The organism is Bordetella ansorpii (assembly GCF_900078315.1).
GTDB lineage: Bacteria > Pseudomonadota > Gammaproteobacteria > Burkholderiales > Burkholderiaceae_B > Bordetella > Bordetella ansorpii.
This window is the reverse complement of the sequence record NZ_FKBS01000014.1, coordinates 1,248,517-1,274,259: the sequence shown is the minus strand read 5'-3', so window position 1 is coordinate 1,274,259 and position 25,743 is coordinate 1,248,517. Positions and strand designations below refer to the sequence as shown.

Sequence of the window (25,743 nt, the reverse complement as noted above, 5' to 3'; positions counted from 1 at the left end):
TTCATGCGTCGGTCGGGCCGCCACGCGGAGTCTTCGCGACCATGCACGCCCCCACCCCGCGGCAGCCCTTGCCGCGCGCCCAAGTCTTGGCCGAACGGGCCTTCGCCACCCTCGAACGTTTCCTGCACATCGAAGCCGCCAGCGGCATCGTGCTGGTCATCGCCGCGGCCGCCGCGCTGATCTGGGCCAATTCCTCGCTGTCCGACAGCTATCACCATCTCTGGCACCTGCCGGTCTCCATCGGGCTGGGTGACCTCACGTTTTCGCAATCGCTGCACTTCTGGATCAACGACGGGCTGATGACCTTGTTCTTCCTGGTCGTGGGCATGGAGATCCGCCGCGAGATCCACGAAGGGGCACTCAGCGACCTGAAGCAGGCGGGCCTGCCGATCATGGCGGCGCTGGGCGGCGTGGCCGTGCCGGCGCTGATCTACGTGGGCGTGAATGGCGATCCATCAGGGCTGCGGGGCTGGGCCGTCCCTACCGCCACCGACATCGCCTTCGCGGTCGGCGTGCTGGCGCTGCTGGGCAAATCGATTCCCGCCAATGTCCGCGTCTTCCTGCTGGCGCTGGCGATCATTGACGACATCGTCGCCGTGCTGATCATTGCCGTGTTCTACTCGGGCGGCCTCGATTACCAGGGCTTCCTGGTCGCGGGACTGGGCCTGCTGATGGTGCTGGCGTTCCAGCGCATCGGCATCGGCTCGGCCTTCGCCTACCTGCTTCCCGGCGCGATCACGTGGACGGGCCTGTTGATGACCGGCGCGCATCCCACGCTGGCGGGCGTGGTGCTGGGCATGATGACGCCGGTCGTGGCGCGGCCCATGCACGAGCGCCCGCTGGATCTGCTGGGCAACGCCGCCGAGACATTGCGTGGTTCGCAAGACCCGCACCACCTGGCGGGACCGTTGAAGCAGGTGCGCCTGGCCCAGCGGGAAATGCTGCCGCCCGTCACCCGCGTCCAGATGGCACTGCATCCCTGGGTCGCCTACGGCATCATGCCCGTGTTCGCCCTGGCCAATGCCGGCGTCAGCCTGCAGGGCGTGGACCTGTCCGCCGCCGGCCCGCAATGGATCGTGGCCGGCGTCTCGCTGGCGCTGGTGCTGGGCAAGCCGCTGGGCGTGATCGGCATGGGCTGGCTCGCAGTCCGGCTGGGCTGGTGCCGCCTGCCGCCCGGGGTCTCCTGGAGCGGCATCGCGCTGGTCGGCCTGCTGGCGGGTATCGGCTTCACGATGTCCATCTTCATCGCCATGCTGGCCTTCGACGATCCCGTGCTGCTGGGCGCGGCCAAGCTGGGCGTGCTGGCGGGATCGCTGGTGTCGGCGATGCTGGGCCTGGCGTGGGGGGTGATGTATCGTCGTGGGCTGAGGACAGGCTAGCAGGCGCCATGCGCACGGGCGCCGGGGCACGCCGACCCGCCTCGGCATGGCACCGGCCTGCACCCGATGCTGGCCTGCGCGGCTGCTCGGGCACGCCGCCTGCTGGGCCCCCAGCCAAAGACAGACTCCCACGAGGAACCTTGCATGACGGACATCACCCACAACGCAGCGGCCAGCCGTTTCGAATGCACGGTCGACGGGCACCTTTGCGTGCTGGACTACCAGTTGGACGATGGCGTGATGACGATCACCCACACGGGTGTGCCGCCGGCCGTCGGCGGACGGGGCATCGCCGCCGGCCTGACGCGCGTGGCGCTGGATGCGGCGCGCGAGCAGCACTGGCGGGTGCGCCCGCTTTGCTCGTACGCCGCCGTGTACGTGCGGCGCCATCCCGAGTACGCCGACCTGGTCGCCTGAGGCCCCACCGGCCCGAGCCCTTTCCAGGGCCCGGAATACCGGCCCGCAGCCCTCGCGACGGCCCACCGGATTACCCCGCCATGCCGTCCGGGCAAGTGCCGGAACGCCCCGGCTTCATGCCAAAATGCCCGCGTGAAAGCCTCCCCCTTCTCCTCGACCTCGCCTTGCCCCTGCGACAGCAAGCGCCCCTATGCGGGCTGCTGCGGCCGCTGGCACCAAGGCCCCAGGCGCTTGCAGGCGCCCGATGCGGAATCCCTGATGCGCTCGCGCTACAGCGCCTTCGTGCTGGACCTGCTGGACTACTTACGGCAGACCTGGCACCCGGACACCCGGCCGGCCGACCTGGCGCCCAATCCGCCGAACCTCAAGTGGCTGGGCCTGCAGGTGCGCCGGCACGAGAAGCAGAATGACGATCACGCCATCGTCGAATTCGTGGCGCGCTGCCGGCAGGACGGCCGCGCATCGCGCCTGCACGAGACCAGCCGCTTCGTCCGGCAAGACGGACGGTGGCTGTACGTAGACGGCGATCAGCACACATAGCGCCTCGCCAGCGACCCTTCATCGGACCCTGACTTCCATGAACGCACTCTCCGACTTCCCCATCACGCAAAAGTGGCCGGCCCAGCACCCGGACCGCATCCAGCTCTATTCGCTGCCCACGCCGAACGGCGTGAAGGTGTCGATCATGCTGGAAGAAACCGGCCTGCCCTACGAGGCGCACAAGGTCGACTTCGGCAGCAACGACCAGTTGACGCCCGAATTCCTGTCGCTGAGTCCGAACAACAAGATTCCGGCCATCCTCGACCCCAACGGGCCCGACGGCCGCCCGCTGCCGCTGTTCGAATCCGGCGCCATCCTGGTCTACCTGGCCGCCAAGAGCGGGCAATTCATGCCGCAGGACGTCGCCGCCCGCTATGAAACCCTGCAATGGGTGATGTTCCAGATGGGCGGCATCGGCCCCATGTTCGGCCAACTGGGCTTTTTCCATAAGTTCGCCGGCAAGGACTACGAAGACAAGCGTCCTCGCGACCGCTACGTCGCCGAGTCCAAGCGCCTGCTGGGCGTGCTGGACAAGCACCTGCAAGGCCGCGACTGGATCATGGGCGGCGAATACACCATCGCCGACATCGCCACCTTCCCGTGGATCCGCAACCTGATCGGTTTCTACGGCGCGGGCGAGCTGGTCGAATTCGATCGGTTCGCCAATGTGCGCCGCGTGCTGGACGCCTTCGTGGCCCGGCCCGCCGTCGAACGCGGCCTGGCCATTCCGGGCTGAGACCGCGCATCCGGCCTTATCGCGCGCGGCGGGTCTCTCGATCGCCGCGCCATGCCGCCGCTGTCATAAAAAGAGCCGCCTTCTCGCGAAGGCGGCTTTGAGATGGGTGCCCCGGCCCTGCTCAGGCGAGGCGAACCCTGCAGTCGCAGTGTTGCTTAGAAGCGGTGGCGCAGGCCCACGCCGACGGTCGCAATCTTGTTGCCGGCCGTGAAGGCGGCATCGTCGGCATACGAACCGAAGGCGTACAGGTTGGTACGCTTGGACAGGTCGTAGGTGTAGCCCAAGCTGTACACATCGGTCGTATCCAGGCCCTGGTTCGGGTCGGCACGCTGCCAAGACGCGAACACGTTGCTGGCGCCGCCGATCGGCGCGCTCACGCCGACCATGTACGAGTTGATCTTCAGGTTGTCCCAGGTGAAGTGGTCGTTGGTCATGCCTTGGCCACGCGCCGGGGTGTTGTCGTTAAAGCGGCCGCCCATCAGGTCGTAGCCCTGGCCGATCATGACACCGTCGGACGAACGGCCATAGGCCAGCGACAGTTTCACGACTTCGAAGTCATACGACGCGCCCAGAATGAACTGCTGGGGCGACGGCTGGCTCGGCTTGAGCATCTGCTGATCGTACGTGAAGACCACTTGCAGCGGGCCACCGCTGTAACGCAAGCCGGCGGTGACCGCGCGGCTGTTTTCATTGGTGGCGAACTGGGTCGGACGCTCGACGTCGTCGAACGAGAACGAGTAGCCGACCGCGCCCTGGAAACCGCCGATGTTCGGGCCGGTGTACAGGACCATGTTGTCGTAGCGGACCGTGTTGGCGGCGCTGAAGGTCGTACCCATCGACGCCGTCCAGAAGTCGGTGCCGAACGGATCGATGTTGCCGAACCAGTCCGAAGCGATGTTGGTCGTACGGCCCAGGTCGATGCTGCCCCATGCGTCGTTCGACAGGCCCACCGTGGCGCGGCGGCCGAACAGGCGGCCAGCCTGGTCACGATTGCCGTCGTTGGCCGTGAAGCCGTTCTCGAGCACGAAGTTGGCTTGCAAGCCACCGCCCAGGTCTTCGACGCCGCGCAGACCGAAGCGCGAGCCGCTCTGGTTGCCGCTGTTCATGCCGACGCGGGAGTGATAATCACCGCCATACTCGGGGCGGTTGGCGTCGCTGGTACCGACCTTGCCGCGTTGATACACAATCCCCAGATCGACCAAGCCATAGAGCGTCACCGAAGTTTCGGCGGCGGCAGTGCCAGCCATCGCGGCCATCAGGGCACCCGCAAACAGAGTTTTTGTAAGTTTCATCGCGCTGTTCCACATGAGGTTCGAAGAGAATTCAGCAGACCGAAATCTGCCACCCCTCAAAGCCTAGGGATCTGGCTGGAAACCATTACAACTCAAATGCTCAAAACGAAACCAAATAATGCAAAGGACCGCCCCAGTAAGGTGCGATCCCTGCCATAGAGCAATAACTACGAGATATTACGGTTACGTTTACGTCTTATGCTGCACTGCAGAATTGGCATGGAAACAACACAGGCAATACCGCGAAAGTTGTCATGCTCTCAAGCTTCGCGGAATTGCATGTTGTAGAGCGACGCGTACAAGCCCCCCTGCGCCAGCAGCTCGGCATGGGTGCCCTGCTCGGCAATCCGGCCGGCATCCAGCACGATGATGCGGTCCGCGTTCTGCACCGTGGACAGGCGATGCGCAATGACCAGCGTGCTGCGGCCCTGCATCAGGCGCTCCAGCGACGACTGCACCTGCCGCTCGGACTCGTTGTCCAGCGCCGAGGTGGCTTCGTCCAGGATCAGGACGGGCGCGTTCTTGATCAGCGCGCGCGCGATCGCCAGGCGTTGCCGCTGGCCGCCGGACAGGCGCGCTGCCTTCTCGCCCACCGGCGACTGCAGGCCGTCGGGCAGCGACTCCACGAATTCCAGCAGATTGGCGTCCTTCAGGGCCTCGCGGATGCGCGCCTCGTCGGCTTCGCCCAGTGCCCCGTAACCCACGTTGGCCGCGATGGTGTCGTCGAACATCATCACGTCCTGGCTGACCAGCGACAGGTTGGTGCGCAACGAATGCAGCGACACGTCGCTCAGCGGCACCCCGTCGATCAGGATCTGGCCCGCGGTCGGTGACACGAAACGCGGCAGCATGTTGGCGATCGTGGTTTTGCCGCTGCCGGAGCGGCCCACCAGGGCCACCGTCTGGCCCGGCTCGATGCGGAACGACACGCTGCTGACCGTATCGCGCTCGGCGTCGGGGAAGCGATGCGACACTTCGCGGAACTCGATGGCGCCACGCACCGGCTGGGCCAACTGGCGCGTGCCGGTATCCGTCTCGGGCACCTGGTCGATCAGGGTGAACACGCTTTCGGCGGCCACCAGCATCTTCTGCATCTTGCCGGCCACGTTGGTCAGGCGCTTGATGGGGTCGAAGATCTGGGCCAGCGCGGTGATGAACGAGGCGAAGCTGCCCACCGTCAGGGCGCCGCTCTGGGCCTGGCTCAGCGCCACGGCGATGACCACGCCCAGCGCCACCGAGACGAACAGCTGGGTGATCGGCGTGAGGGCTGCGTCGGCCGTGGCCGTGCGCATGGCGAAACGGCGCAGGCGCGAACTGACGAACTCGAAACGCTTGCGCTCGGTGGCATAGCCGTCGAACAGCTTGATGACGCGCTGGCCGTCGATGCCTTCGCTGACCACCCGGGTCAGTTCGGCGTTCATGTTGACGGTTTCGCGGCTGATGCGGCGCAGGCGGCGGATGAAGGCGCGCATCACCAGGATGCAGACCGGCATGATGACCAGCACGATCGCCGTCAGCGCCCACGACATATACAGCAGCACGCAGATCAGCGCGATGACGACCAGGGTTTCCTTGATCAGCGTGGTGATGACCTCGGTGGCATAGCTGGTGACATTGCCCGCGTCCACCGTGAAACGGTTGAGCAGGCGGCCGGTGTCGCCCCGCTTGAAGTCGGCGTCGGGCAGGCGCAACAGGCGATCGAACATGTCGCCGCGCAACTGCAGCAACACCTTGTTCGCCACCCAGGCCAGCAGGTAGTCGCTGAAGAAGTTGGTGATGCCGCGCACCATGATGAGCGCGACCACGGCGATGGGAATCGCCCAGATGTAGTAGGGTTTGGCGCCCGAAAAACCGTCGTCCAGCAACGGCTTCATGATGACGGCCAGCAAGGGTTGCGTACCCGCGGCCACCGCCATCAGCAGCAACGTCAACACCAGCCGCTTCCAATGGGAACCGACCCGGCTGTAGATGCGCTTCCAGAGTGTGGCGCGTACCGGCTCGCTGCCGGCGGACGCGTAGCGCGAAGCAGAAGTCAAAGCAAACTCGCTTTAATACAATTGTGCGGCGATTGTACCGGCCCGACGGGGCGCGGACGGCCCGCTCTGTTCCTTTTCCCCAACGCGCCCCGGCGCCGATCCATGACCGAGATTTCCTGTTTGTACCTGAGATTGCCCAATTGGGTGGGCGATGTCTGCATGAGCCTGCCCAGCCTGCGGCTGTTGCAGGCAACCGGAGTTCCCCTGGTGCTGTGCGCCCGCCCCTGGGCTCGCGACCTGCTGGCGGGGATTTCCACGCAGGACTTCCTGCCCATGTCGGGCAAGTGGAAGGCCGACCGGGCCACCGTGGCGGCCCACCGCCGCGGCCTGGGCGCCCGGGCGCGCAACGCCCGCGGACTGCTGCTGCCCGATTCGCTGTCCAGCGCGGCGGTATTCCGGCTGGCGGGCGTGGCCGGCGCCGGCTACCGCGACGATGGCCGCAGTGTGCTGCTGCGCTGGCCGGTGGCCAAGCCCACCGCCTCGCTGCACGCCGTGCAATCCTGGTATCACCTGTCGCGCACGGCGCTTGGGCTGTGGAACCTGCCCCAGGGCCCCGCCGAACCCGGCCCCACCCTGGACCTTCCCCTGACCGAGGCGCACCGGCAGGCCGCGCAGGCGGCGCTGCAAGACAGCGGACTGGCCGGCCGGCCGATGGTGCTGATCGCCCCCACCGCCACCGGCCTGCACCGGGGCCGCGTCAAGGTCTGGCCGGAATTCGACGCCCTCACCCGCGCCCTGCAGGCGGACGGCCACGCGGTGGCGATGTGCCCACCGCCCGCCGAGGCCGAGCAAGCGCGCCGCAACGCCCCTACCGCGCAGAGGCTGCCCCCGCTGTCGCTGGGCGCCTTCGCCGCGCTGGCCCGGCAGGCCGCGCTGGTCGTCTGCAACGATTCGGGTGTGTCGCACATCGCCGCCGCCGTCGGCGCGCGCCAGTTGACACTGTTCGGCGTCACCCAGCCCGAGCGTACCGGCCCGTGGTCACCCACGGCGTCGTGCCTGGGCTCGGACGGGAACTGGCCCCCCCCCGATGCGGTCCGAACCCAGGTCCTGCGCCTGCTCGCAAGCGCTTGAGCAGATAAGATTGCGCCCATGACTATGTCGACGTTTCTCGCAAACCTGATCATTCCCCTGAATCTCTGCCTGACGCTGGTGGCGCTCGGACTGGTGCTGGGCCTGTTCCGCCGCGTGCGCCGGACCGGCATGGCGCTGGCCGCGGCAGGCGTCATCTGGGCGGCCGCCTGGTCCCTGCCCGCCACCTCGGTCTGGCTGGGCGGCGCGCTGGAACAGCGCTATCCCTACCAGTCCGCCGCGCAGATGCCCGAAGCCGATGCCATCGTGGTCCTGGGCGGCAATACCGCCAATGGCCGCGCCAACTGGTTCCTGCCCTATGACCGCGACAAGGCGGTGGTGCGGGTGGACGCCGCCACCGACCTGTATCGCGCTGGCCGCGCGCCCAAGGTGGTGCTGTCGGGCGGCGCCCTGGAAGGCGACGTCAGCGAAGCCCGCGGCATGGCGCACCAGATGCGCCAGAGCGGCGTTCCCGAAGAGGCCCTCATCCTGGAAAACGCCAGCCGCACCACCTACGAGAACGCGGCGCTGACGGAAGAAACCCTGAAACAGCACGAGATCCACAAGGTACTGCTGGTCACCTCGGCCCTGCACATGCCTCGTGCCATGGCGGCGTTCTCCAAGCAAGGCGTCGAAGCCATCGCCGCCCCGGCCCCGCCACAAATCCTGTTGCCGGCCGACGGCTCGGTCGCACCCTGGATTCCCAATGAACGCGCCTTCGATGCCAGCCGCTCGATCATCAAGGAGTACGCGGGCCTGTTCGTCTACTGGCTGCGCGGCTGGGTGTAGGACGCGCCATGCAAGACCTGAAAGGCGACGCACTGGCCTGTAGGCTGGGCTGCGGCGCCTGCTGCATCGCCCCATCGATCACCAGCCCGATCCCGGGCATGCCCAACGGGAAACCCGCGGGCGTCCGGTGCATACAGCTAGGGGAAGACAATCTGTGCCTGGTGTTCGGCAAGCCAGAGCGCCCCGGCTTCTGCGGCAGCCTGCAGCCATCGGCGGACATGTGCGGATCGGACCGCGAACACGCCATTTCCTGGCTGACGGATCTGGAACGCGCGACCGCGCCTGCGTGATTCGCCGGGCGCCCGCCGCTGCCGCGCGGCGTTTCGGTACCGGTCCCATGGAGCGGGCAGGCGTCAGGGCCGCCACACCTCGATCAGCCCTTCGCCGTCGACGCCCACCAGCAGGAACTGCTGCCGCCAGTCCACCAGCACCAGTCCAGACTGCCTGCTCAGCGCCGTGAACGCGCGCGTCAGCAGCATGTCGTCGGCGCCCTGCAGCGACGCGGCAAGCACGGTAATCCGCCCTTCTTGCCGCAGGCCATAAAGGTAGGCGTTGGTGCCCAGCTCCACGCTGAAGCCATCCTTCACCTGCCCCAGCGGCCGCGAAGCCGTCGTCAGGATCGGCGCCGGACGCCCCTGCCCGCCGAGACCGCCTTCGATATCTGCCAGGGATACGTCCAGGGGCTCGCGCGCGAGATCGCGCTGATGGATCTGCCGCCAGCCATGCTCGACGCGATGCTCGGCATCGAAGGCCTTGAGTTCGCCCAGCAGCCGTTGCACCTCGGGCAGGCGGTGCTTCGGGAAAAACTCGAGTTGCGCCCATTCGTCCTCATGAAACTGGGGCGCCCCCTCGACACGCTCGCCAGCGGGCTTCTCGAACTCGATGTCGTCCATGGCGATGGTCGGCATGGAATACAGCATCGCACCCGCGGGAACGCTTTGCGGCGGCTTCGGCGGCGAGGCCGCATCGCCCGCGTTCGTGTCCAGCGCACCCATCAGCGCGGAGAGTATCTTCTTCATCTGCTGTCACCTGTTGAACGGCCGCATCGGGACTTCACCGACGCGCCATGCATGCCATTTCATGCTCCAGGCGATTATCGCGTGACGGCGACGGCCATCCCAGCCGATCCCGCGCCTGAATTGCGACGTTCCATTTCAGGCAGGCAGCGAGACGGTCACGCCTGGGTCGCAACACGCCAGCGCGGCCCGCAAGCCACGACACCGCATAAAAAGAAACCCCGGCAGGCGGACCTGTCGGGGGTTTCGAGACACGCTACCTTACCGGCTCAGGCAGGCAAACAGCCCGCCCGAGCTTTTCGGCTGTCAGCCCAGGGCGGCGAGCGCCGCGTTCAGCGTCTGGCTGGGACGCATGGCCTTGTTCACCAGCTCGGTGTTCGGACGGTAGTAGCCGCCGATCTCGATGGCCTGGCCCTGGTTGCCGCCCAGCTCGGCCACGATCTTGGCCTCGTTGTCGGTCAGGGTCTTGGCCAGGCCGGTGAACTGCGCCTGCAGTTCCTTGTCTTCGGTCTGGGCGGCCAGCGCCTGGGCCCAGTACAAGGCCAGGTAGAAGTGGCTGCCGCGGTTGTCCAGGCCACCGACCTTGCGGTCCGGCGACTTGTTCTCGTCCAGGAACTTGCCCGTGGCTTCGTCCAGCGTCTTGGCCAGGGTCTTGGCGCGGGCGTTGTTCGCCACGTTGCCCAGGTGCTCCAGCGAAGCGGCCAGGGCCAGGAACTCGCCCAGCGAATCCCAGCGCAGGAAGCCTTCTTCCACGAACTGCTGGACGTGCTTCGGCGCCGAACCGCCGGCGCCCGTCTCGAACAGGCCGCCACCGGCCATCAGCGGCACGATCGACAGCATCTTGGCGCTGGTGCCCAGCTCCATGATGGGGAACAGGTCGGTCAGGTAGTCGCGCAGCACGTTGCCGGTGACCGAGATCGTGTCCTTGCCGGCGCGGATGCGCTCCAGCGAGAACGTGGTGGCCTCGACCGGGCTCAGGATGCGCAGATCCAGGCCGTTGGTGTCGTGGTCCTTCAGGTACTTCTCGACCTTGGCGATGATCTGGGCATCGTGGGCGCGGTTCTTGTCCAGCCAGAACACGGCCGGCGTGTTGGACAGGCGGGCGCGGTTGACGGCCAGCTTGACCCAATCCTGCACCGGGGCGTCCTTGGTCTGGCACATGCGCCACAGGTCGCCGGCCTCGACCGGCTGCTCCAGCAGCACGGCGCCGGACTCGTCCAGCACGCGCACCACGCCGTCGGCGGCGATCTGGAAGGTCTTGTCGTGCGAACCGTATTCTTCGGCGGCCTGCGCCATCAGGCCCACGTTGGGCACGCTGCCCATCGTGACCGGGTCGAAGGCGCCGTTCTTCCTGCAGTCGTCGATGACGGCCTGGTAGACGCCGGCGTAGCTGCGGTCGGGGATGACGGCCTTGGTGTCGTACAGCTTGCCGTCCGGCCCCCACATGCAGCCCGATTCGCGGATCATGGCGGGCATCGAGGCGTCGACGATGACGTCGCTGGGCACGTGCAGGTTGGTGATGCCCTTGTCGGAGTTCACCATGGCCAGTTGCGGGCGCTTGGCGTATTCGGCCTGGATGTCGGCCTCGATCTCGGCGCGCTTGTCGGCCGGCAGGTCACCCAGGCGGGCATACAGGTCGCCGATGCCGTTGTTGGGATCGAAGCCGATCTGCTTCAGGGCGTCGGCGTGCTTGGCCAGCACGTCGGCGTAGAACACCGAGACGACCTGGCCGAAGATGATCGGGTCGGAGACCTTCATCATCGTGGCCTTCAGGTGCACCGAGAACAGCACGTTCTTGGCCTTGGCATCGGCGACCTGGGCTTCCAGGAAGCTGCGCAGGGCCTTCTTGCTCATCACGGCGGCGTCGATGATCTCACCGGCCTTGACCGCGGTCTTTTCCTTCAGCACGGTCTTGGCGCCGTCGGCGGCCGTGAACTCGATCTTCACGTTGCCGGCGTTGGCGATCAGGGCCGACTTCTCGCTGCCGTAGAAATCACCGCCCGACATGTGGGCCACGTGCGACTTCGACTCCGCCGACCAGGCGCCCATCTTGTGGGGGTGCTTGCGGGCGTAGTTCTTGACCGACAGCGGCGCGCGGCGATCGGAGTTGCCTTCGCGCAGCACCGGGTTCACGGCGCTGCCCTTGATCTTGTCGTAGCGGGCCTTGATGCTCTTGGCTTCGGGCGTGTCGGGCTCGTCGAAGTACTCGGGCAGCATATAGCCCTGCTGGCGCAGTTCCTTGATCGCGGCCTTCAGCTGCGGGATCGAGGCGCTGATGTTCGGCAGCTTGATGATGTTGGCTTCGGGCGTGGTGGCCAGTTGGCCCAGCTCGGCCAGCGCATCGGGAATCTTCTGCGCGTCGTTCAGGAATTCCGGGAAGGCGGCGATGATGCGGCCGGACAGCGAGATGTCGCGCGTCTCGACGCCAATACCCGACGAACGGGTGTAGGCCTCGACGATGGGCAGCAGCGAGTACGTCGCCAGCGCGGGCGCCTCGTCGGTGAGGGTATAGATGATCTTCGATGCAGTGGACATGTTCTTGGCTTACCTTGATGGATCAGGAAAAGCGGCCGCCCGTCCCGCCGGATGGCGCAGCCCGGGAATTCAGGTCTTATATAAGACCTTCAATTATGCAGCAATTCGCCCGGAAACGCTCGGGTCTGGATGGCGCGGTAAAAAATCACCCCCCCACCCTCGCCCCGGGCCTGCTGCCGCCCGAAGGCCGGAAGGGCCACGCCGCCAGGACGCGACCCCATTTCTACCTCGCCAGCGATGTCAGCGGAATGACATCACATGTTATCGATCATCGCCCGCCCGAATCCCGAGCAGGACACCTGGTTCGCGCCTTCGAGCAGGCGGGCGAAGTCATAGGTGACGGTCTTGGTCTTGAAGGTCTTCTCCATGCTGGAGATGATCAGGTCGGCGGCCTCGGTCCAGCCCATGTGGCGCAACATCATCTCGGCGGACAGGATTTCCGAGCCGGGGTTCACGTAGTCCTTGCCGGCGTACTTGTGCGCGGTGCCGTGCGTGGCCTCGAACATGGCCACGGTGTCGGACACGTTGGCGCCCGGGGCGATGCCCACGCCGCCCACCTGGGCCGACACGGCATCCGAGATGTAGTCGCCGTTCTGGTTCAGCGTGGCGATCACGTCGAATTCGGCCGGACGCAGCAGGCTGCGCTGCATGAAGGCGTCGGCATAGACGTCCTTGATGAGCACGTCGCGGCCCGTGCGCGGGTTCTTCAGGCGGCACCACGGGCCGCCGTCGATCACCGTGGCACCGAACTCTTCGCGCGCCAGGGCATAGCCCCAGTCGCGGAAGCCGCCCTCGGTGAACTGCATCAGGTTGCCCTTGTGCACCAGCGTGACGGAGGAGCGGTCGTGGTCCAGCGCGTACTGGATTGCCTTGCGCACCAGGCGCTGCGTACCCTGGCGCGATACCGGCTTGATGCCGATGGCCGAAGTCTCGGGGAAACGGATCTTCTTCACGCCCAGCTTGTCCTGCAGGAAGCCGATGAGCTGCCGGGCCTGCTCGGACTCGGCCTTGTACTCGATCCCCGCGTACAGGTCTTCGGAGTTCTCGCGGAAGATGACCATGTTGGTCTTCTCGGGCTGGCGCACGGGCGAAGGCACGCCATGGAAATAGCGCACCGGCCGCACACACGCGTACAGGTCGAGCTGCTGGCGCAGCGCCACGTTCAGCGAGCGGATGCCGCCGCTGGTGGGCACGGCCAGCGGGCCCTTGAACGAGACCACGTAGTCGCGGACGATCTGCAGCGTCTCTTCGGGCAGCCAGGTGTCGGCGCCGTAGACGCGCGTGGCCTTCTCGCCGGCATAGACTTCCATCCAGTGGATCCGGCGGCTGCCGCCGTAGGCCTTCTTCACGGCGGCGTCGACGACGTGGATCATCACGGGCGTGATGTCGGCGCCGGTGCCATCGCCTTCGATGTAGGGAATGACGACCTGATCGGGGACGGCCAGCGCGCCATCCGCGCCGACCGTGATCTTCCCGCCCTCGGCGGGAACCTTGACGTGTTGGTAAGACATGGATGCTCCAGGGCGGAATCCAGCCATTCTATCTCGCCCTGTGAGCGGCCCAGCCTGTCGCGGCCCGGCACGGTCCGGCTTCGTGCAAACCGAGGGCGTAAAATGGACGTTCCCTGACCGCATTGCCCGGCGCCCGGCGCCGGTTGGACCCCCGATGTTCAATCCTTCCCGCGAACAGGTTCGCGAATTCTTCATCCAATCCTGGCGCAAGCACCGGGCCAACGAAGTGCTGACGCCGCTGGAAGCCATGGCGCTGGACTGGATGATCGAACACCCCGAATACCACGCCGACCTGGAAAGCCCCGGCGCGATGGAAGAGGAATACCCGGTCGAGAAAGGCCGCACCAATCCCTTCCTGCACCTGTCGATGCACCTGGCCATTGCCGAGCAACTGTCCATCGACCATCCGCGCGGCATCCGGGCGGCCTACCAGCAACTGGTGGCGCGCAGCGATGCCCACCAGGCCGCCCACGACATCATGGACTGTCTGGGGCAGGTGGTCTGGGAAGCGCAGCGCCTGGGCACGCCGCTGGACAGCGACGCGTATATCGAGCTGATCCGGCAACGGGCCGGCAAGTAAGCAAGTCGGCTCCCGGCAGGGATCGATTGGTCCTGGATGTCTTGATAATCACGGGGTGTGAATATAGGCTGACGCTCCGCTCTCAGCCCAACCGCCTCGCCAACAGTGCCCGTCAACCGTACCGAGTTTCATAGCCTGGTTGGCCAAGCGCTAGCCTTGGCAGAGTCCAGAGCAGCGGAAATCTGGGCGGTATCGCCCCCACCTCGCCTGCGTATCATTGACCGCGCCAAAGTCCGTCGCGCCGTACAGCATTGGCCGGAGGTACACATTGATTGGAGCCGAGCCGTCAGACGATGCAGGAGCTATTCGCAAAGCTGCTTTGTCGGCATTGAAGTGGAAAACCGCATCTGTCTGTTAGCACTGATCCGAGTCAGTCGCCGGGGCCTGCACACGAGCTTGCTGGTCGTAGAAAAGGATCGAGACCTCGTACCAGCCGGCGTGGCGATGTCCGTCATGGACGTAACCCTCGAAGCGATAGCGGCAATCTGGGATTCGAAACGCATCGTAATCGACGACCCTTTGCCGGAACTCATTCCTTACTACCGGACATTTGGTTTCAGGTCTATGAAACTACGAGGCAGATCGGCCTCTGCCATGTTTAAATTGACTTAAGGCTTCCGTAAAATAGAAGCCTCCGAAGGAGAAAACATGTCCGAGTTTCATCGGTTCATCAAAGATCACGCCGAACGCAAAAAGTCTCGCGTCGAGGAAGACGACATGCGTAAGCCGTTGCGCCGGGCGCGCAAGGCTGAGCCGGCCAATGGTTTGATCCTGTCGGCCAGAACGCTTGCCAGCAAGCAAATCACAACCCGATTGCAGGAAGCACGCAAGCGCGTAGAGGCCGCTCTGGCAAAACCTGGATTGAGCGCCGAATCGTTACGCACCAAAGCACGCAGCGTCGACCAATGGGAGCAGGCGCACGGCAAGATTTCCGTGATGGCCGGCTCTCGCCGCTAATCATCATTGCCAAGCCGACAAACCCCGCCGCAATGCGGGGTTTTACTTTATGGCGACAACGGAGCGACCTTACTTCCTGACGCTTAATCCACTAGGCTGCGACGCCAGCCACGCCGACACGTCGGCGATGTCCTGGTCGGACATCTGCGCGGCGAAGGCGCCCATGATGGGATTCTTGCGCACGTTGGCCGTGGCCGGGCTGTTCGAGCCGCCGCGCTTGTAGGCCTTCAGCGCGTGAGCCAGATAATCGGCGTGCTGGCCGGCCAGGATGGGATATTCCGGCTGCACCGCCGTCTTGGCGTCGGCGCCGTGGCACGACGCACAGTTCATCTTGTCGAACACCGCCTTCCCGGCGGCGAGATTCTGCGCCTGCGACGGCAGGGCGGACACGGCAACGAGAAACCCCGTCAGGGCAAAGATAGCGCGTTTCATGTGTCGGCCCCGATTACTTGAGGTTGCTGTAGTAGGCCGCCAGATCGGCGATGTCCTGGTCGGACAGGCTGCCCGCGATCGCATCCATCGTGGGATGGCTGCGCGCGCCCTTCTTGTATTCGTTCAGCGCCGCCTCGATGTACCTGGCGTTCTGGCCCGCGATCATGGGCACGTGGTACAGCTCGGGAAACGACGCCTTGTAGCCGGGAATGCCGTGGCACCCGATGCACATGGACACCTTGTCGCGCGCGTTCTGCACGTTGCCCGTGATGGGCGCAGTTGCTGGTGCCCCTGCGGCGGCGGGCGCCGCGGGAGCTGCCGCCTGGGCCTTTGCCGGGGCGGCGATGGCACAGGTGGCCACCAGGACAAACAGGGGCGCCAGGCGCACCAGGGGTAATCTCAACTTCATCGGTCTGTCTCTTCTCTAGTAGGAATAATGATGACTGAAGCTGGGCTGCCGGCGGCGGGGTGCCCCGGCCGGCAAACGGGTGGATTGTACGATAATTGATCAGGGTCCATACTGTAGACGGCCCCTGTTCCAGGGCTCCTAAACGACTGCGCCGCCACATGTCCGTTCATCCCGAATCCCAGACCTCCACCCGTTTCGAAGGCACCGACCGCTACGTCGCCACCGACGATCTGAAGCTGGCCGTGAACGCGGCCCTCACCTTGCAGCGCCCCCTGCTGATCAAAGGCGAGCCCGGCACCGGCAAGACCATGCTGGCCGAGGAAGTGGCGCGCGCGCTGGGCCGGCCGCTGATGCAGTGGCACATCAAGTCCACCACCAAGGCGCATCAGGGCCTGTACGAATACGACGCCGTCTCGCGCCTGCGCGATTCGCAACTGGGCGACGAGAAGGTGCGCGACATCCGCAACTACATCGTCCGCGGCACGCTGTGGCAGGCCTTCGAATCCGACGAGCCCGTGGTGGTGCTGATCGACGAGATCGACAAGGCCGACATCGAATTCCCCAACGACCTGCTGCGCGAACTCGACCGCATGGAGTTCCATGTGTACGAAACGCAGCAGACCGTGGTGGCGCGCCACCGTCCGCTGGTCATCATCACGTCGAACAACGAGAAAGACCTGCCCGACGCCTTCCTGCGCCGCTGCTTCTTCCACTACATCCGTTTCCCCGATCGCGACACCATGCGCGACATCGTCGGCGTGCACTTCCCCGACCTGAAGCAGGACGTGCTGCGTGCCGCGATGGACACCTTTTTCGCGCTGCGCGAGGCGCCCGGGCTGAAGAAGAAACCGTCGACGTCCGAGCTGCTGGATTGGCTGCGCCTGCTGTTGGCCGAGGACGCCAGCGCCGCGCAGATCGACGCGCACGCGGCCACGGCCGTGCCCATGCTGGCCGGCGCCCTGCTGAAGAACGAGCAGGACATGCAGTTGCTCGAACGCCTGGCCGCCATGACCCGCAGCGGACAGCGCCGCTAGACCCCGACGCGGCGGCGCCATGCTGATCGACTTCTTCTACCACCTGCGCGCGCACAAGCTGCCCGTGTCCGTGCAGGAATACCTGACGCTGGTCGACGCGCTGCGCACCGACGTGATGTCGCCCACGCTGGACGAGTTCTACTTCCTGGCGCGCGCCGCGCTGGTCAAGGACGAGTCGCTGTACGACCGCTACGACAAGGCCTTCGGCGCGTATTACCGCGGCATCGAAGCCGCCCTGCCCGCCGGCCGCGACATCCCCATCGACTGGCTGATCAAGCAGTTCGAGAAAAGCCTGACGCCCGAGGAAAAGGCCGCGATCCAGAAGCACGGCTGGGACAAGCTGATGGAGCTCTTCAAGGAGCGGCAGGAAGAGCAGAAGGAACGCCACGCCGGCGGCAGCAAGTGGATCGGCACGGGCGGCACCTCGCCGTTCGGCAACGGCGGCTATCACCCCGAAGGCATCCGCGTGGGCGGCGACTCCGCCGGCAACCGCACCGGCATCAAGGTGTGGGACATGCGGCAGTTCCGCGACTACGACGACCAGGTCGAACTGGGCACGCGCAACTTCAAGGTGGCGCTGCGCCGGCTGCGGCGCTTCGCGCGCGATGGCGCCGACCTGGAGCTGGACCTGGACGACACCATCGCCAGCACCGCACGCAACGCGGGGCACCTGGATTTGCGCCTGGTGCCCGAAAAGCGCAACAACGTGAAGGTGCTGATGCTGCTGGACGTGGGCGGCAGCATGGACGACCACATCGCACGCGTGGAAGAATTGTTCTCGGCCGCGCGCAGCGAGTTCCGCAACCTCGAGGTCTATTACTTCCACAACTGCCCGTACGAAAACCTGTGGCAGAGCAACCGGCGCCGCAACACCGAACGCTTCGAAACCTGGGACATCCTGCGCCGCTTCAATGGCGATTGGCGGTTGATCGTCGTGGGTGACGCCACCATGAGCCCGTATGAAATCCTGCAGCCGGGCGGATCGGTCGAGCACTACAACAAGGAAACCGGTGCGGTGTGGATGCGCCGGCTGCTGGATGCGTGGCCCAAGGCGGTGTGGCTGAATCCCGAACCGACGGCGTCATGGCAGTACCGGCAATCGATCGCGCTGATGCGCGACATCATGCAGGACCGCATGTTTCCGGTGACGGTGGCGGGGCTGGAACAGGCGATGCGGTTGTTGTCCAAATAAGCCCCTCTTGCAGGTGGCCGGGACGGCCGCCCAAGTTTTACAAATAAAAATCGGTCTCAATATCAGGAATTCGCGGGCTCGCGTGTCTTTCCTCCAGTCAGCCTCATGACTCGCACTGGAGAAGCCCCACATGCAACATAAAAAACAGCGCCGGCGCAACGCCGCAGCGGCGCGTACGCTCGGCGTGCTGATGTGTCTGGCCACCGGCAGCGCCTACACAGCGCAGGCGCGCGCGCAGGAATCGGCCAGCCAGACCATCGTCAAGATCGACCTGCCCGCGCAGGAGCTGGCGCGCACCCTGGTCGAACTCGGCCGCGATACCGGCCTGTCGGTACTGTTCGACCCGGCCCAGGTCGCGGGCTTGCAGGCGCCTGCCATCCGCGGCGAAATGAGCGCGCGGCAGGCGCTGGATCGTGCACTGGCGGGCACTAGCCTGGCGGCGACGCTGCGCGGACAGGTCGCCACGGTGCGCCCTTCCGTCACATCCCTGGCTCCCGTCACCATCACAGCCGACGCCATCGACGAGTACATCGCCGACCGGCCCAGCTCCGTGGCCACCAAGACCTCGCTGCCGCCGCGCCAGACGCCCTTCACGGTCAACCAGGCCAGCGCCGAGCTGATGCAGGACCGCAACGACGCCAATGTGTACGACACGCTGGAGTACTTCGCGGGCGTGACCACCAACAGCAACAACGGCGATTCCGGCCAGAGCATGTCGCGCGACATCAATGTGCGCGGCTTCAGTACCGGCAGCACCGGCCAGCTGCTGATCAACGGCCAGCGCACCTACAGCGGGGCCTCCGCCGCGCGCAGCGCCGACAGCATGGAAAGCATCGAGCTGCTGCGCGGCCCCGCCGCGCTGTACTACGGCGCGGCCGAACCGGGCGGCATCATCAACTACCAGTACAAGCGGCCCAAGGCGCAGGACCAGTACATCCTGCGCACCCACGTCGACGACCAGGGCTCGTACGGCGGCATGGCGGACATGACCGGTCCCCTGAACAAGGAAGGCACGCTGCTGTACCGCCTGGTGGGCAGCTACAGCCGTTACGAAGACGACCAGGACCACATCTGGCAGCGCCCCAAGAGCGTGCTGGCGGCGTTGACCTACGCGCCGAACGCGCGCCTGGACACCACCCTGACCTACGAGCGCATGGACATGCAGTCGGTGCCCGAGCAGGAGAACAACGTGCGCATCACGCGCGCGTCCAGGCCCGACTATGGCAAGTACTACGACGTGCCGCGCGACTTCTTCTGGGGCAGCAAGGACGATCGCGTCCAGACCCAGACGGACACCGTGCTGTGGGACCTGGGCTGGCGTCCGTCGCAGTACTTCAACGTCAATGCCTACGCAACGTACCAGCAGACCGACGGCTGGTGGCAGAACACGCGCCTGCTCAATGCCGGCAACGGCCCGGATGCGGCGGGCAACGTGCAGCGCTATGTCAGCGGCCGCCAGAGCGCCTCGCACGAATGGTCGGGCGGGCTGGACATCAGCGGCTCCGTGGATACCGGGGATTTCAATCATGCCTGGTTGACGGGTTTCGGCTACGGCCACACCACGTCACGCAGCAGTGGCCGGGTGGTGGCCGCGGAAACGCGTCCGGGCCAGCCCTACTATCCCGGGCCGATCAACATCTACGATCCGCAGTACAGCGACTGGGGCCACCGGGATCGCATCCGGGCCGACCCGCTGGGCTATCCCACGCGGCGCGACGACGTGAACCTGTATTTCCAGGACACCCTGACGCTGCCCAACGACAAGACCCGCCTGATGCTGGCGATGGGATGGTCGCGATACGACAGCCGCGCCTACGGGGCGGGCGCCACGACGCGGTCACGCGTCAGCAAGTGGTCGCCTCGCGTGGCCATCATGCATGACATCACGCCCGCCACGACCGTGTACGCCAGCTACGGAGACTCGTTCTCGCCGCAGAGCAGCCTGACACTGCTGGACATGAGCGGCAACTACATCATGGATGCGATCCAGGGCAAGCAATACGAGGTGGGCCTGAAGCAGGATCTGTTCGACGCGCGCGCCATGTTCACCGCGGCGGTGTTCCGCATCGACAAGACCAACATGCCCATCCAGACGCAGGACGACTCGGAGTGCGACCCCGATGCGGCGCCCGCGCCCGGCACGCCGGGCGGCACCGACGGCACCGGCGACTGCCGCTATGGCATCAGCGGGCTGGAGCGTTCGCAGGGCCTGGAACTGACGCTGTCGGGCATGATGACCGACTGGTGGGCGGCGGCGGTTTCCTACTCCTATCTGGACACGGAGTACCGCAAGACCGATGACGAATGGTCGCGCGGCCGCAGCAAGGCCTACACCCCGAAGCACAGCCTGTCGCTGTGGAACAAGGTCCGCGTGTACAACCATGCGGACCGGGGCCGGGTACACGTGGGCCTGGGCTGGCGCGTGTGGAGCAAGTCGCACGGCACCTGGCGCGATCCGGCCACCGCGCCCGGCTACCACCCCGATACCCGCACCGACTGGAATCCCGGATACGGGCTGGTGGACCTGGGATTGTTCTACGAGAACCAGTTGGCCAACGGCATGCAGTTGAAGATGCAGCTCAATGCCAGCAATCTGTTCGACAAGACCTATTACGACCGCCGGCGTTTTGCCTCGGGCTCGACGCTGGTGTGGGGCAACGGACGCCGCGTGACGCTAACCACACAACTGACGTTCTGAGACTTGAACCGGTGCGCAGCAGTTCCCTGCCGCGCACCGCCACAGGCCTCAGCGACGCGCCACCCGTATTTCCGCCCCGTGGCGCTGCACGCGCACGGGCAGCACGTCCGGCAAGGCCTGCAGTGCACTGTCGACATCGTCGGTCCGCACCACGAAGGTGACCGGCAGTTGCGCAGCATTGGGCGCCACGCGCACCTGAGCCAGGCCGCGGCGCACCAGGGCATCGGCCACCTGCTGCAAGGGCATGGCCTCGAAGATCAGGCGGCCACTGCGCCAGGAGGCCACATGGTCCGCAGGCACCGAACGCACAGCACCCATGTGACGCGATTGCAGGCTGACCCCCTGCCCGCCGGTCAGCACAACCGAGCCGCCCGCCTCGTGGCGCACCCCCACCGAGCCACGCAGCACGGACACCTTCGTGAAGTCCAGCGCACGCTCGACCTCGAAAGCCGTGCCCAGCACAGTGATCCGGCCCCATCCCGCCTCGACCTCGAAAGGACGCGACGCGTCCCGCGCCACATCGAAGAAGGCCGCGCCGCCCTGCAAGGCCACCACGCGGCTGCGCGCCTGGTAGCGTACGTCCACGCGCGCGCTGGCATCCAGCACGATGCGCGAGCCGTCGGGTAACTCGAGGGTTTCGGAGCGCCCCGGCGCAGTCTCGGCAGTGCGTTCGAATTCGATGGCGCCGTCCCGCGGCAACAGTTGCCAGGCGGCGACGCCCGCACAGGCCGCGCCCGCGGCGACCAGGCTGCCAGCCAGCCATCGGCGCCGGGCCGAAGGGGCAGGCGCTGCGGCCAGACGGTATCGGTGCGCCAGGGGCTCGAGCGCCTGCCATTCGGCGGCGCGCTTCTCATAGGCTTGCCGATGCGCGGGATCGGCCTGAAGCCAAAGCGAGAAGGCGCGCCGCAACCCGGCCGACGACGGGCCGTCACCGGCCTCGCGCAATCGCATCAGCCATTGCAGCGCAGCCTCGTCGGGATTGCCGGACACCTCGCTGAAATCATCGCGGCTAGCCGCCATGCATACGCCCCCGCAGACAGGAACAGGATCCGGCTTCTGCAACGCAGCCGGTGCGCGGCGGTGCAATGCCATCCTGGCTCGGGATGATAACTGCTGCGCGCATGCCTATGCGTCGTCGGCCAGCGCTTCCCGGCATGCCTGCATGGCGCGGATGACGTGCTTCTCGACCATGTTGCGGCTGATGCCGAGCTGGCTGGCGATGGTGCCCTGGTCCAGGTCGTGGAAGCGATACAGGATGAAGACTTCGCGGCAGCGCGGCGGCAGGGCATCGATGGCCTCGGAGACCCGTTGCAGGGCCTTGCGATCATCATAGATACGAGCCGGATCGCGCGCGTCGACGGCCTGCTCGACATGCACCGCCAACGTTTCCATGGCGATGGCTTCGCGACGGTAGCGCGCGGTGGCGTTGTAGGCGATGTTGACGGCGGCACGGTAGAGATAGGCGCCAGGATTGCGGATGCCCTGCAGATCGGGCCGCGCCAGCATCTGCGCGCAGGCCTCCTGAACCAGGTCCATCGCCGCCTGCTGATTGCCGACGTGCGCCCCCACCATGCGGCGCACCGCGCCCAGGCAGTCCGCGATCGCCGTGCGTGTGGCGGCGCGGTTCCCCGTTATCTTGCCGGTCATGCCGCTTTCCTACTCCCCATTATTTGCTAATGATAACAAATACTATTTCTACTTCTAAGTGCAAAATATTTGCGTGGCGCACGTCAGGATGCGGCGCCGCGGATTGTCTTTGATGTCGACTTCCATCTCTCGCCGTCCGCCGGCCGCCCACCATGCAGGCACTCCGCACGCTTCTTGACCGCTATCCCAAAGCGGACCTTCCCTATCGCGCAGGCGTGGCCTCGAGGCTGTGCGCGGCCGTGGCGGGCGGGTATCTTCTGACCGCGGGCTCGACCGCCCTGCTTTCGCTGGCGCTGCCCATGCCGCGCGCCAGCGCCGTGCTGACGGCCACCATGCTGTCGTTCGCGATCTACACCACGGCGGTCATCGTGGCCTTCTCGGTCTCCAACGCCCTGCGCGCGTGGGGCTGGCTGGCCGCGCCCGGCATCATCGTCTCGGCCGCGGCCTGGGTCCTGTATGGGAGCGCGACATGAAGCAGGGCTTCCGCCAATCGATGGCCTGGCTGCACACGTGGTCCGGCCTGATCCTGTGCTGGCTGCTGTTCGCCATCTTCCTGACCGGCACGGCCAGCTACTTCCGCCAGGAGATACAACTGTGGATGGAGCCGGAGACCCACGTTTCGCGGCCTGACACCCAAACCGCCCAACGCGCCTATGACTGGCTGCAGCAGCGTGCGCCCGGTGCGCAGTCCTGGACCATCACCCTGCCCGGCCCACGCGATCCCGTGGTGCAAGCCTCGTGGCGCGAAGCCGGCTCGACCGCCCGGCGCGGACCCAGCGAAATACTGGACGCGGGCACGGGCCAGGTCCTGTCCCCGCGCGACAGCAACGCGGGCAACTTCCTGTACCGCTTTCACTTCGAGCTGTACGGCATGGATCGCATCACGGGCCGCTGGATCATCGGCGTGGCCACCTTGGTCATGCTGATCGGCATCGTCAGCGGGGTCATCACCCATCGCCGGATCTTCAAGGACTTCTTCACGCTGCGGCCCCGCAAGGGCCAGCGTTCCTGGCTGGACGGGCACAATGCGGCCGCCGTGCTGGCCCTGCCCTTTCACCTGATGATCACCTACTCGGGCCTGATGCTGCTGATGACGCTGCTGATGCCCTGAGGCATCGATGCGGCCTACCGAGGCGACGCACAGGCGTTCTATTCCGAGTGGGGCAGGCGTGCGCCGCCCGTGGCGCCGATCGCGCCGCGCGCGCAGCAGCTTCCTGCCACCTCGGAAGCGCTGACGCCCATGCTGGCGGCGGCCCAGGTCAACTGGGGCGCGGATCAGGTCGCGTCCATCGAGATCGCCCGGCCCGGCACGCCCTCGGCGGTGGTGGAGCTGCGGCGGCGCGGGGCGGCCAGCCTGCTCGATCGCGGCGCCTCCGAGCGCATGCGCTTCAGCGGCGCGGACGGCCAGCCCCTGCCCGTGCCCGCTGCGGCCGACGCCTCTGATCCCGGCATGGTCTACAACGTCATGACGGCGCTGCATCTGATCCGTTTTGCCGATCCGCTGGTGCGATGGATCTTCTTCTTTCTTGGCCTGACCGGCACCTTCATGGCGGCGTCCGGCCTGGTGCTCTGGGTGGTCAAGCGCGAGCCCGAGCGCAAGAAGCTGGGGCGCACGCCGGCCAGCCACCGGCTGGTGCAGATCCTGAACGTGGCCGGCATCGCCGGCATGACCGCCGCGATCGGCGCGCTGTTCTGGGCCAACAGACTGATTCCCGCCGACCTTGCTGGCCGCAGCGGCAGGGAAATCCAGGCGTTCTTCGTGGTGTGGGGCTTGTGCCTGCTGCATGCGACCACGCGCCCTCACCGCGCCGCATGGCGCGAACAGCTCTGGTTTGGCGCGGCCCTGTTCGGGCTGGCGCCCGTGCTCAATGCCTGGACCGGCACGGTCCATCTCGGACAGGCGATACAGCAGGGGAACGCGCTGCTGGCGGGTATCGACCTGACGCTGCTGGCCTTGGGCATCACGCTGGCCGCCATTGCCCGCAAAGTCGGCATGCACCGCCCGCTGACCGCCAGGCGGCCACAGGCCCGCTCCCCCGCCGCAACCCACCGTGAGGCCGAGGCATGATGCTGCCGATCTTCGCATTGGGCCTGGCCTATGGCGGCTTCGCGGCGCTGGCGCTGGCCATGGGACGCCATTTCGAACAGGTCTTCGACATCGAGGAGCCTGCTCCTGCGCTGCGCAATGGCCTGCGCTTGGCCGGCGCCTTGCTGCTGGCGCTATCCACCTGGCCGTGCATCGCCTACTGGGGCGACACGTCGATGGGATTGGGCATCTGGTCGGCGCTGCTGACGCTGGCCGCGCTGCCCCTGGTGCTGCTGCTGCCCTATTGGCCGAGGTGGGCGGCGGGGCTCGGCGTGGCGGCTCCGGCACTGCCGGGGCTGTGGCTGCTGCTGTCGTAGCCGCGCGCGTCCAGAGCCGTCAGGCAGCCTCGTCCGCCGTGAACTTGGCGAAGTCATGGGTGTACGTGACCGAGACCCCATGCTTCGTGCACGTTATGTCGCGCTCCAGGTCCAGGTCGATCAGCAGGTCCTCGCCGCGCAGCCCCTGCCACATGGCCAGGTAGCGGTAGGAACCGAACTTGCGGCCCGATTTCAGCGCGCGCTCCACGCCGCCCCGCCAGGGCAGGATGACCAGTTCGCCTCGCGCGGCGGCAGCGGCCAGTTCGGGGCGTTCTCTGGCCATGTCGCGGCCGCGCTCCCAGGATGCGATGACGCCCCAGTCCTCTGCCAGCCACAGCTGATCCACGGGCAGGCTGCCACGCGCGGGGGTGTCGATCGTTCGTTGCAGTCTCATGCTGCGCGCTCCAGGCGGTCGAATGAATAGTTGGAGGTATGAAGGCAGGCTATCGAGGGACGTTCAGCCATCCACCGGCTGTTGCGGCGTATCCAGCGTCAGCTGATAGAACGCCAGATCCAGCCAGCGCCCGAACTTGAAGCCCGCCTGCGCGATCGTGCCCGAATGGACGAATCCCAGCTTCTCGTGCAGCTTGATGCTGCCGGCGTTGCTGGCATCGATGCCGCCCACCAGCACGTGCACCTGGTTCTTGCGCGCCTCGTCGATCAGCACGCGCATCAGCGCCTCGCCCAGTCCCAGGCCGCGAAAGCGCTGATCGACATAGACGGAATGCTCCACCGAATACTTGAACGCCGGAAACGCGCGAAACGTGCCGTAGCTGGCGAAACCCATCAGCTCGCCGTCGGCATTCTCATAGCCCAGCACCGGAAAGCCACCCGCGGTTTTCACCTGGAACCAGGTTTCCATGGATTGCATCGTGCGCGGCTTGTAGTCGTACAGCGCCGTGGTGTTGACGATCGCGTCGTTCAGGATGGCCAGGATGGCGGGCGCGTGGCGGTCGTAGGTGCAAGGCACCAGCGTGGCGCCGGCGGGGCCAGGGGCTTGGGCGGAGGCGTTCATGGCAAGGGCGGGCTGATCGGAAGGGATAGACGCGGGATTGTAGGCCCGTGGCGCGCC

25 protein-coding genes and 1 pseudogene are annotated in these 25,743 nt (G+C 66.3%); 15 read left to right on the top strand and 11 right to left on the bottom strand.

Annotated features, from left to right (window positions below):
• Positions 1-41 precede the first annotated feature (41 nt).
• The 4 genes from nhaA to A7W11_RS13520 all read left to right on the top strand — a co-directional run bounded on the left by nhaA (position 42) and on the right by A7W11_RS13520 (position 3,072).
• The gene (nhaA, locus tag A7W11_RS13535; protein ID WP_066412941.1) at positions 42-1,379 is read left to right on the top strand and encodes a Na+/H+ antiporter NhaA; all 1,338 of its coding nucleotides are present in this window, start codon (positions 42-44) and stop codon (positions 1,377-1,379) included.
• 144 nt (positions 1,380-1,523) lie between these two features.
• On the top strand, positions 1,524-1,796 hold the full coding sequence (locus A7W11_RS13530; protein ID WP_066412937.1) for a GNAT family N-acetyltransferase: 273 nt from the start codon (positions 1,524-1,526) through the stop codon (positions 1,794-1,796).
• Between the two features lie 132 nt (positions 1,797-1,928).
• Positions 1,929-2,336, top strand: coding sequence for a YchJ family protein (locus tag A7W11_RS13525; RefSeq protein ID WP_066412933.1), 408 nt, complete (start codon positions 1,929-1,931; stop codon positions 2,334-2,336).
• 37 nt (positions 2,337-2,373) lie between these two features.
• Positions 2,374-3,072, top strand: a complete 699-nt coding sequence (locus A7W11_RS13520; protein WP_066412930.1) for a glutathione S-transferase N-terminal domain-containing protein — start codon at positions 2,374-2,376, stop codon at positions 3,070-3,072.
• Between the two features lie 155 nt (positions 3,073-3,227).
• Here the strand turns inward: A7W11_RS13520 and A7W11_RS13515 are convergent, their stop codons facing one another.
• Positions 3,228-4,364: a porin gene (locus A7W11_RS13515; protein ID WP_066412926.1), complete on the bottom strand. Its 1,137-nt coding sequence runs from the start codon at positions 4,362-4,364 to the stop codon at positions 3,228-3,230.
• A 260-nt stretch (positions 4,365-4,624) separates the two neighbouring features.
• On the bottom strand, positions 4,625-6,400 hold the full coding sequence (msbA, locus tag A7W11_RS13510; protein ID WP_066412923.1) for a lipid A export permease/ATP-binding protein MsbA: 1,776 nt from the start codon (positions 6,398-6,400) through the stop codon (positions 4,625-4,627).
• A gap of 102 nt (positions 6,401-6,502) precedes the next feature.
• Here msbA and A7W11_RS13505 point away from each other — a divergent pair, with 102 nt between their 5' ends.
• Genes A7W11_RS13505 through A7W11_RS13495 form a run of 3 tightly spaced genes read left to right on the top strand, consistent with a single transcriptional unit; the run spans position 6,503 to position 8,547 of the window.
• A complete protein-coding gene (locus A7W11_RS13505) occupies positions 6,503-7,471 on the top strand; it encodes a glycosyltransferase family 9 protein (protein ID WP_066412922.1) in 969 nt (322 codons plus the stop codon).
• Positions 7,472-7,489: 18 nt separating this feature from the next.
• Positions 7,490-8,257 carry a YdcF family protein gene (locus A7W11_RS13500; RefSeq protein ID WP_066412920.1) on the top strand — a complete coding sequence of 256 codons (768 nt, stop codon included), beginning with the start codon at positions 7,490-7,492 and terminating at the stop codon, positions 8,255-8,257.
• A gap of 8 nt (positions 8,258-8,265) precedes the next feature.
• A complete protein-coding gene (locus tag A7W11_RS13495; RefSeq protein ID WP_066412918.1) occupies positions 8,266-8,547 on the top strand; it encodes a YkgJ family cysteine cluster protein in 282 nt (93 codons plus the stop codon).
• A gap of 63 nt (positions 8,548-8,610) precedes the next feature.
• Here the strand turns inward: A7W11_RS13495 and A7W11_RS13490 are convergent, their stop codons facing one another.
• The 3 genes from A7W11_RS13490 to icd form a co-directional block, all read right to left on the bottom strand.
• Positions 8,611-9,276, bottom strand: coding sequence for a hypothetical protein (locus A7W11_RS13490; protein ID WP_066412915.1), 666 nt, complete (start codon positions 9,274-9,276; stop codon positions 8,611-8,613).
• Positions 9,277-9,579: 303 nt separating this feature from the next.
• Entirely contained in the window at positions 9,580-11,808 is a 2,229-nt protein-coding gene (locus A7W11_RS13485; protein ID WP_066412912.1) for an NADP-dependent isocitrate dehydrogenase, read from the bottom strand.
• A gap of 254 nt (positions 11,809-12,062) precedes the next feature.
• Entirely contained in the window at positions 12,063-13,319 is a 1,257-nt protein-coding gene (gene icd, locus A7W11_RS13480) for an NADP-dependent isocitrate dehydrogenase (RefSeq protein ID WP_066412902.1), read from the bottom strand.
• A 154-nt stretch (positions 13,320-13,473) separates the two neighbouring features.
• Here icd and A7W11_RS13475 point away from each other — a divergent pair, with 154 nt between their 5' ends.
• Together A7W11_RS13475 and A7W11_RS13470 are read left to right on the top strand one after the other, a co-directional pair.
• Complete coding sequence (locus tag A7W11_RS13475) at positions 13,474-13,899, top strand: DUF1841 family protein (RefSeq protein WP_066412899.1); 426 nt, start codon at positions 13,474-13,476, stop codon at positions 13,897-13,899.
• A 648-nt stretch (positions 13,900-14,547) separates the two neighbouring features.
• Positions 14,548-14,856, top strand: a complete 309-nt coding sequence (locus tag A7W11_RS13470; RefSeq protein ID WP_066412896.1) for a hypothetical protein — start codon at positions 14,548-14,550, stop codon at positions 14,854-14,856.
• A 69-nt stretch (positions 14,857-14,925) separates the two neighbouring features.
• Here the strand turns inward: A7W11_RS13470 and A7W11_RS13465 are convergent, their stop codons facing one another.
• Together A7W11_RS13465 and A7W11_RS13460 are read right to left on the bottom strand one after the other, a co-directional pair.
• Positions 14,926-15,288: a c-type cytochrome gene (locus A7W11_RS13465; protein WP_066412893.1), complete on the bottom strand. Its 363-nt coding sequence runs from the start codon at positions 15,286-15,288 to the stop codon at positions 14,926-14,928.
• Between the two features lie 13 nt (positions 15,289-15,301).
• Positions 15,302-15,697: a c-type cytochrome gene (locus A7W11_RS13460; protein WP_066412889.1), complete on the bottom strand. Its 396-nt coding sequence runs from the start codon at positions 15,695-15,697 to the stop codon at positions 15,302-15,304.
• Positions 15,698-15,855: 158 nt separating this feature from the next.
• Between A7W11_RS13460 and A7W11_RS13455 the strand changes: the two genes are divergently transcribed.
• The 3 genes from A7W11_RS13455 (at position 15,856) to A7W11_RS13445 (ending at position 20,621) form a co-directional block, all read left to right on the top strand.
• Positions 15,856-16,731 carry an AAA family ATPase gene (locus tag A7W11_RS13455; RefSeq protein WP_066412888.1) on the top strand — a complete coding sequence of 292 codons (876 nt, stop codon included), beginning with the start codon at positions 15,856-15,858 and terminating at the stop codon, positions 16,729-16,731.
• A gap of 19 nt (positions 16,732-16,750) precedes the next feature.
• Entirely contained in the window at positions 16,751-17,923 is a 1,173-nt protein-coding gene (locus A7W11_RS13450; protein ID WP_066412886.1) for a vWA domain-containing protein, read from the top strand.
• 130 nt (positions 17,924-18,053) lie between these two features.
• Positions 18,054-20,621, top strand: coding sequence for a TonB-dependent siderophore receptor (locus A7W11_RS13445; protein WP_066412884.1), 2,568 nt, complete (start codon positions 18,054-18,056; stop codon positions 20,619-20,621).
• A 48-nt stretch (positions 20,622-20,669) separates the two neighbouring features.
• Here A7W11_RS13445 and A7W11_RS13440 read toward each other — a convergent pair whose 3' ends face one another.
• Both A7W11_RS13440 and A7W11_RS13435 read right to left on the bottom strand, forming a co-directional pair.
• Positions 20,670-21,641, bottom strand: coding sequence for a FecR family protein (locus A7W11_RS13440; RefSeq protein WP_066412882.1), 972 nt, complete (start codon positions 21,639-21,641; stop codon positions 20,670-20,672).
• Positions 21,642-21,746: 105 nt separating this feature from the next.
• Entirely contained in the window at positions 21,747-22,268 is a 522-nt protein-coding gene (locus tag A7W11_RS13435) for an RNA polymerase sigma factor (protein WP_066412878.1), read from the bottom strand.
• A 152-nt stretch (positions 22,269-22,420) separates the two neighbouring features.
• Between A7W11_RS13435 and A7W11_RS13430 the strand changes: the two genes are divergently transcribed.
• The 3 genes and pseudogenes from A7W11_RS13430 (at position 22,421) to A7W11_RS13420 (ending at position 24,671) form a co-directional block, all read left to right on the top strand.
• The gene (locus A7W11_RS13430; protein ID WP_066412875.1) at positions 22,421-22,741 is read left to right on the top strand and encodes a hypothetical protein; all 321 of its coding nucleotides are present in this window, start codon (positions 22,421-22,423) and stop codon (positions 22,739-22,741) included.
• Positions 22,738-24,336 (top strand): annotated as a pseudogene (locus A7W11_RS28770) (PepSY-associated TM helix domain-containing protein). Before A7W11_RS13430 ends, A7W11_RS28770 begins: the two are co-directional and overlap by 4 nt.
• A complete protein-coding gene (locus A7W11_RS13420; RefSeq protein ID WP_235816866.1) occupies positions 24,333-24,671 on the top strand; it encodes a DUF3325 domain-containing protein in 339 nt (112 codons plus the stop codon). The pseudogene A7W11_RS28770 and the gene A7W11_RS13420 overlap by 4 nt, the downstream one beginning before the upstream one ends.
• 19 nt (positions 24,672-24,690) lie before the next feature.
• Here the strand turns inward: A7W11_RS13420 and A7W11_RS13415 are convergent, their stop codons facing one another.
• Together A7W11_RS13415 and A7W11_RS13410 are read right to left on the bottom strand one after the other, a co-directional pair.
• Positions 24,691-25,065, bottom strand: coding sequence for a hypothetical protein (locus tag A7W11_RS13415; protein ID WP_066412869.1), 375 nt, complete (start codon positions 25,063-25,065; stop codon positions 24,691-24,693).
• Between the two features lie 63 nt (positions 25,066-25,128).
• Positions 25,129-25,686 carry a GNAT family N-acetyltransferase gene (locus A7W11_RS13410; protein WP_066412866.1) on the bottom strand — a complete coding sequence of 186 codons (558 nt, stop codon included), beginning with the start codon at positions 25,684-25,686 and terminating at the stop codon, positions 25,129-25,131.
• Between the last annotated feature and the right edge of the window lie 57 nt (positions 25,687-25,743).

Coding starts and splice junctions, on each gene's coding strand:
- nhaA (WP_066412941.1), top strand. CDS start 42: ATGCACGCCCCCACCCCGCGGCAGCCCTTGCCGCGCGCCCAAGTCTTG.
- A7W11_RS13530 (WP_066412937.1), top strand. CDS start 1,524: ATGACGGACATCACCCACAACGCAGCGGCCAGCCGTTTCGAATGCACG.
- A7W11_RS13520 (WP_066412930.1), top strand. CDS start 2,374: ATGAACGCACTCTCCGACTTCCCCATCACGCAAAAGTGGCCGGCCCAG.
- A7W11_RS13515 (WP_066412926.1), bottom strand. CDS start 4,364: ATGAAACTTACAAAAACTCTGTTTGCGGGTGCCCTGATGGCCGCGATG.
- A7W11_RS13505 (WP_066412922.1), top strand. CDS start 6,503: ATGACCGAGATTTCCTGTTTGTACCTGAGATTGCCCAATTGGGTGGGC.
- A7W11_RS13500 (WP_066412920.1), top strand. CDS start 7,490: ATGACTATGTCGACGTTTCTCGCAAACCTGATCATTCCCCTGAATCTC.
- A7W11_RS13495 (WP_066412918.1), top strand. CDS start 8,266: ATGCAAGACCTGAAAGGCGACGCACTGGCCTGTAGGCTGGGCTGCGGC.
- A7W11_RS13490 (WP_066412915.1), bottom strand. CDS start 9,276: ATGAAGAAGATACTCTCCGCGCTGATGGGTGCGCTGGACACGAACGCG.
- A7W11_RS13485 (WP_066412912.1), bottom strand. CDS start 11,808: ATGTCCACTGCATCGAAGATCATCTATACCCTCACCGACGAGGCGCCC.
- icd (WP_066412902.1), bottom strand. CDS start 13,319: ATGTCTTACCAACACGTCAAGGTTCCCGCCGAGGGCGGGAAGATCACG.
- A7W11_RS13475 (WP_066412899.1), top strand. CDS start 13,474: ATGTTCAATCCTTCCCGCGAACAGGTTCGCGAATTCTTCATCCAATCC.
- A7W11_RS13470 (WP_066412896.1), top strand. CDS start 14,548: ATGTCCGAGTTTCATCGGTTCATCAAAGATCACGCCGAACGCAAAAAG.
- A7W11_RS13465 (WP_066412893.1), bottom strand. CDS start 15,288: ATGAAACGCGCTATCTTTGCCCTGACGGGGTTTCTCGTTGCCGTGTCC.
- A7W11_RS13460 (WP_066412889.1), bottom strand. CDS start 15,697: ATGAAGTTGAGATTACCCCTGGTGCGCCTGGCGCCCCTGTTTGTCCTG.
- A7W11_RS13455 (WP_066412888.1), top strand. CDS start 15,856: ATGTCCGTTCATCCCGAATCCCAGACCTCCACCCGTTTCGAAGGCACC.
- A7W11_RS13450 (WP_066412886.1), top strand. CDS start 16,751: ATGCTGATCGACTTCTTCTACCACCTGCGCGCGCACAAGCTGCCCGTG.
- A7W11_RS13445 (WP_066412884.1), top strand. CDS start 18,054: ATGCAACATAAAAAACAGCGCCGGCGCAACGCCGCAGCGGCGCGTACG.
- A7W11_RS13440 (WP_066412882.1), bottom strand. CDS start 21,641: ATGGCGGCTAGCCGCGATGATTTCAGCGAGGTGTCCGGCAATCCCGAC.
- A7W11_RS13435 (WP_066412878.1), bottom strand. CDS start 22,268: ATGACCGGCAAGATAACGGGGAACCGCGCCGCCACACGCACGGCGATC.
- A7W11_RS13430 (WP_066412875.1), top strand. CDS start 22,421: ATGCAGGCACTCCGCACGCTTCTTGACCGCTATCCCAAAGCGGACCTT.
- A7W11_RS13420 (WP_235816866.1), top strand. CDS start 24,333: ATGATGCTGCCGATCTTCGCATTGGGCCTGGCCTATGGCGGCTTCGCG.
- A7W11_RS13415 (WP_066412869.1), bottom strand. CDS start 25,065: ATGAGACTGCAACGAACGATCGACACCCCCGCGCGTGGCAGCCTGCCC.
- A7W11_RS13410 (WP_066412866.1), bottom strand. CDS start 25,686: ATGAACGCCTCCGCCCAAGCCCCTGGCCCCGCCGGCGCCACGCTGGTG.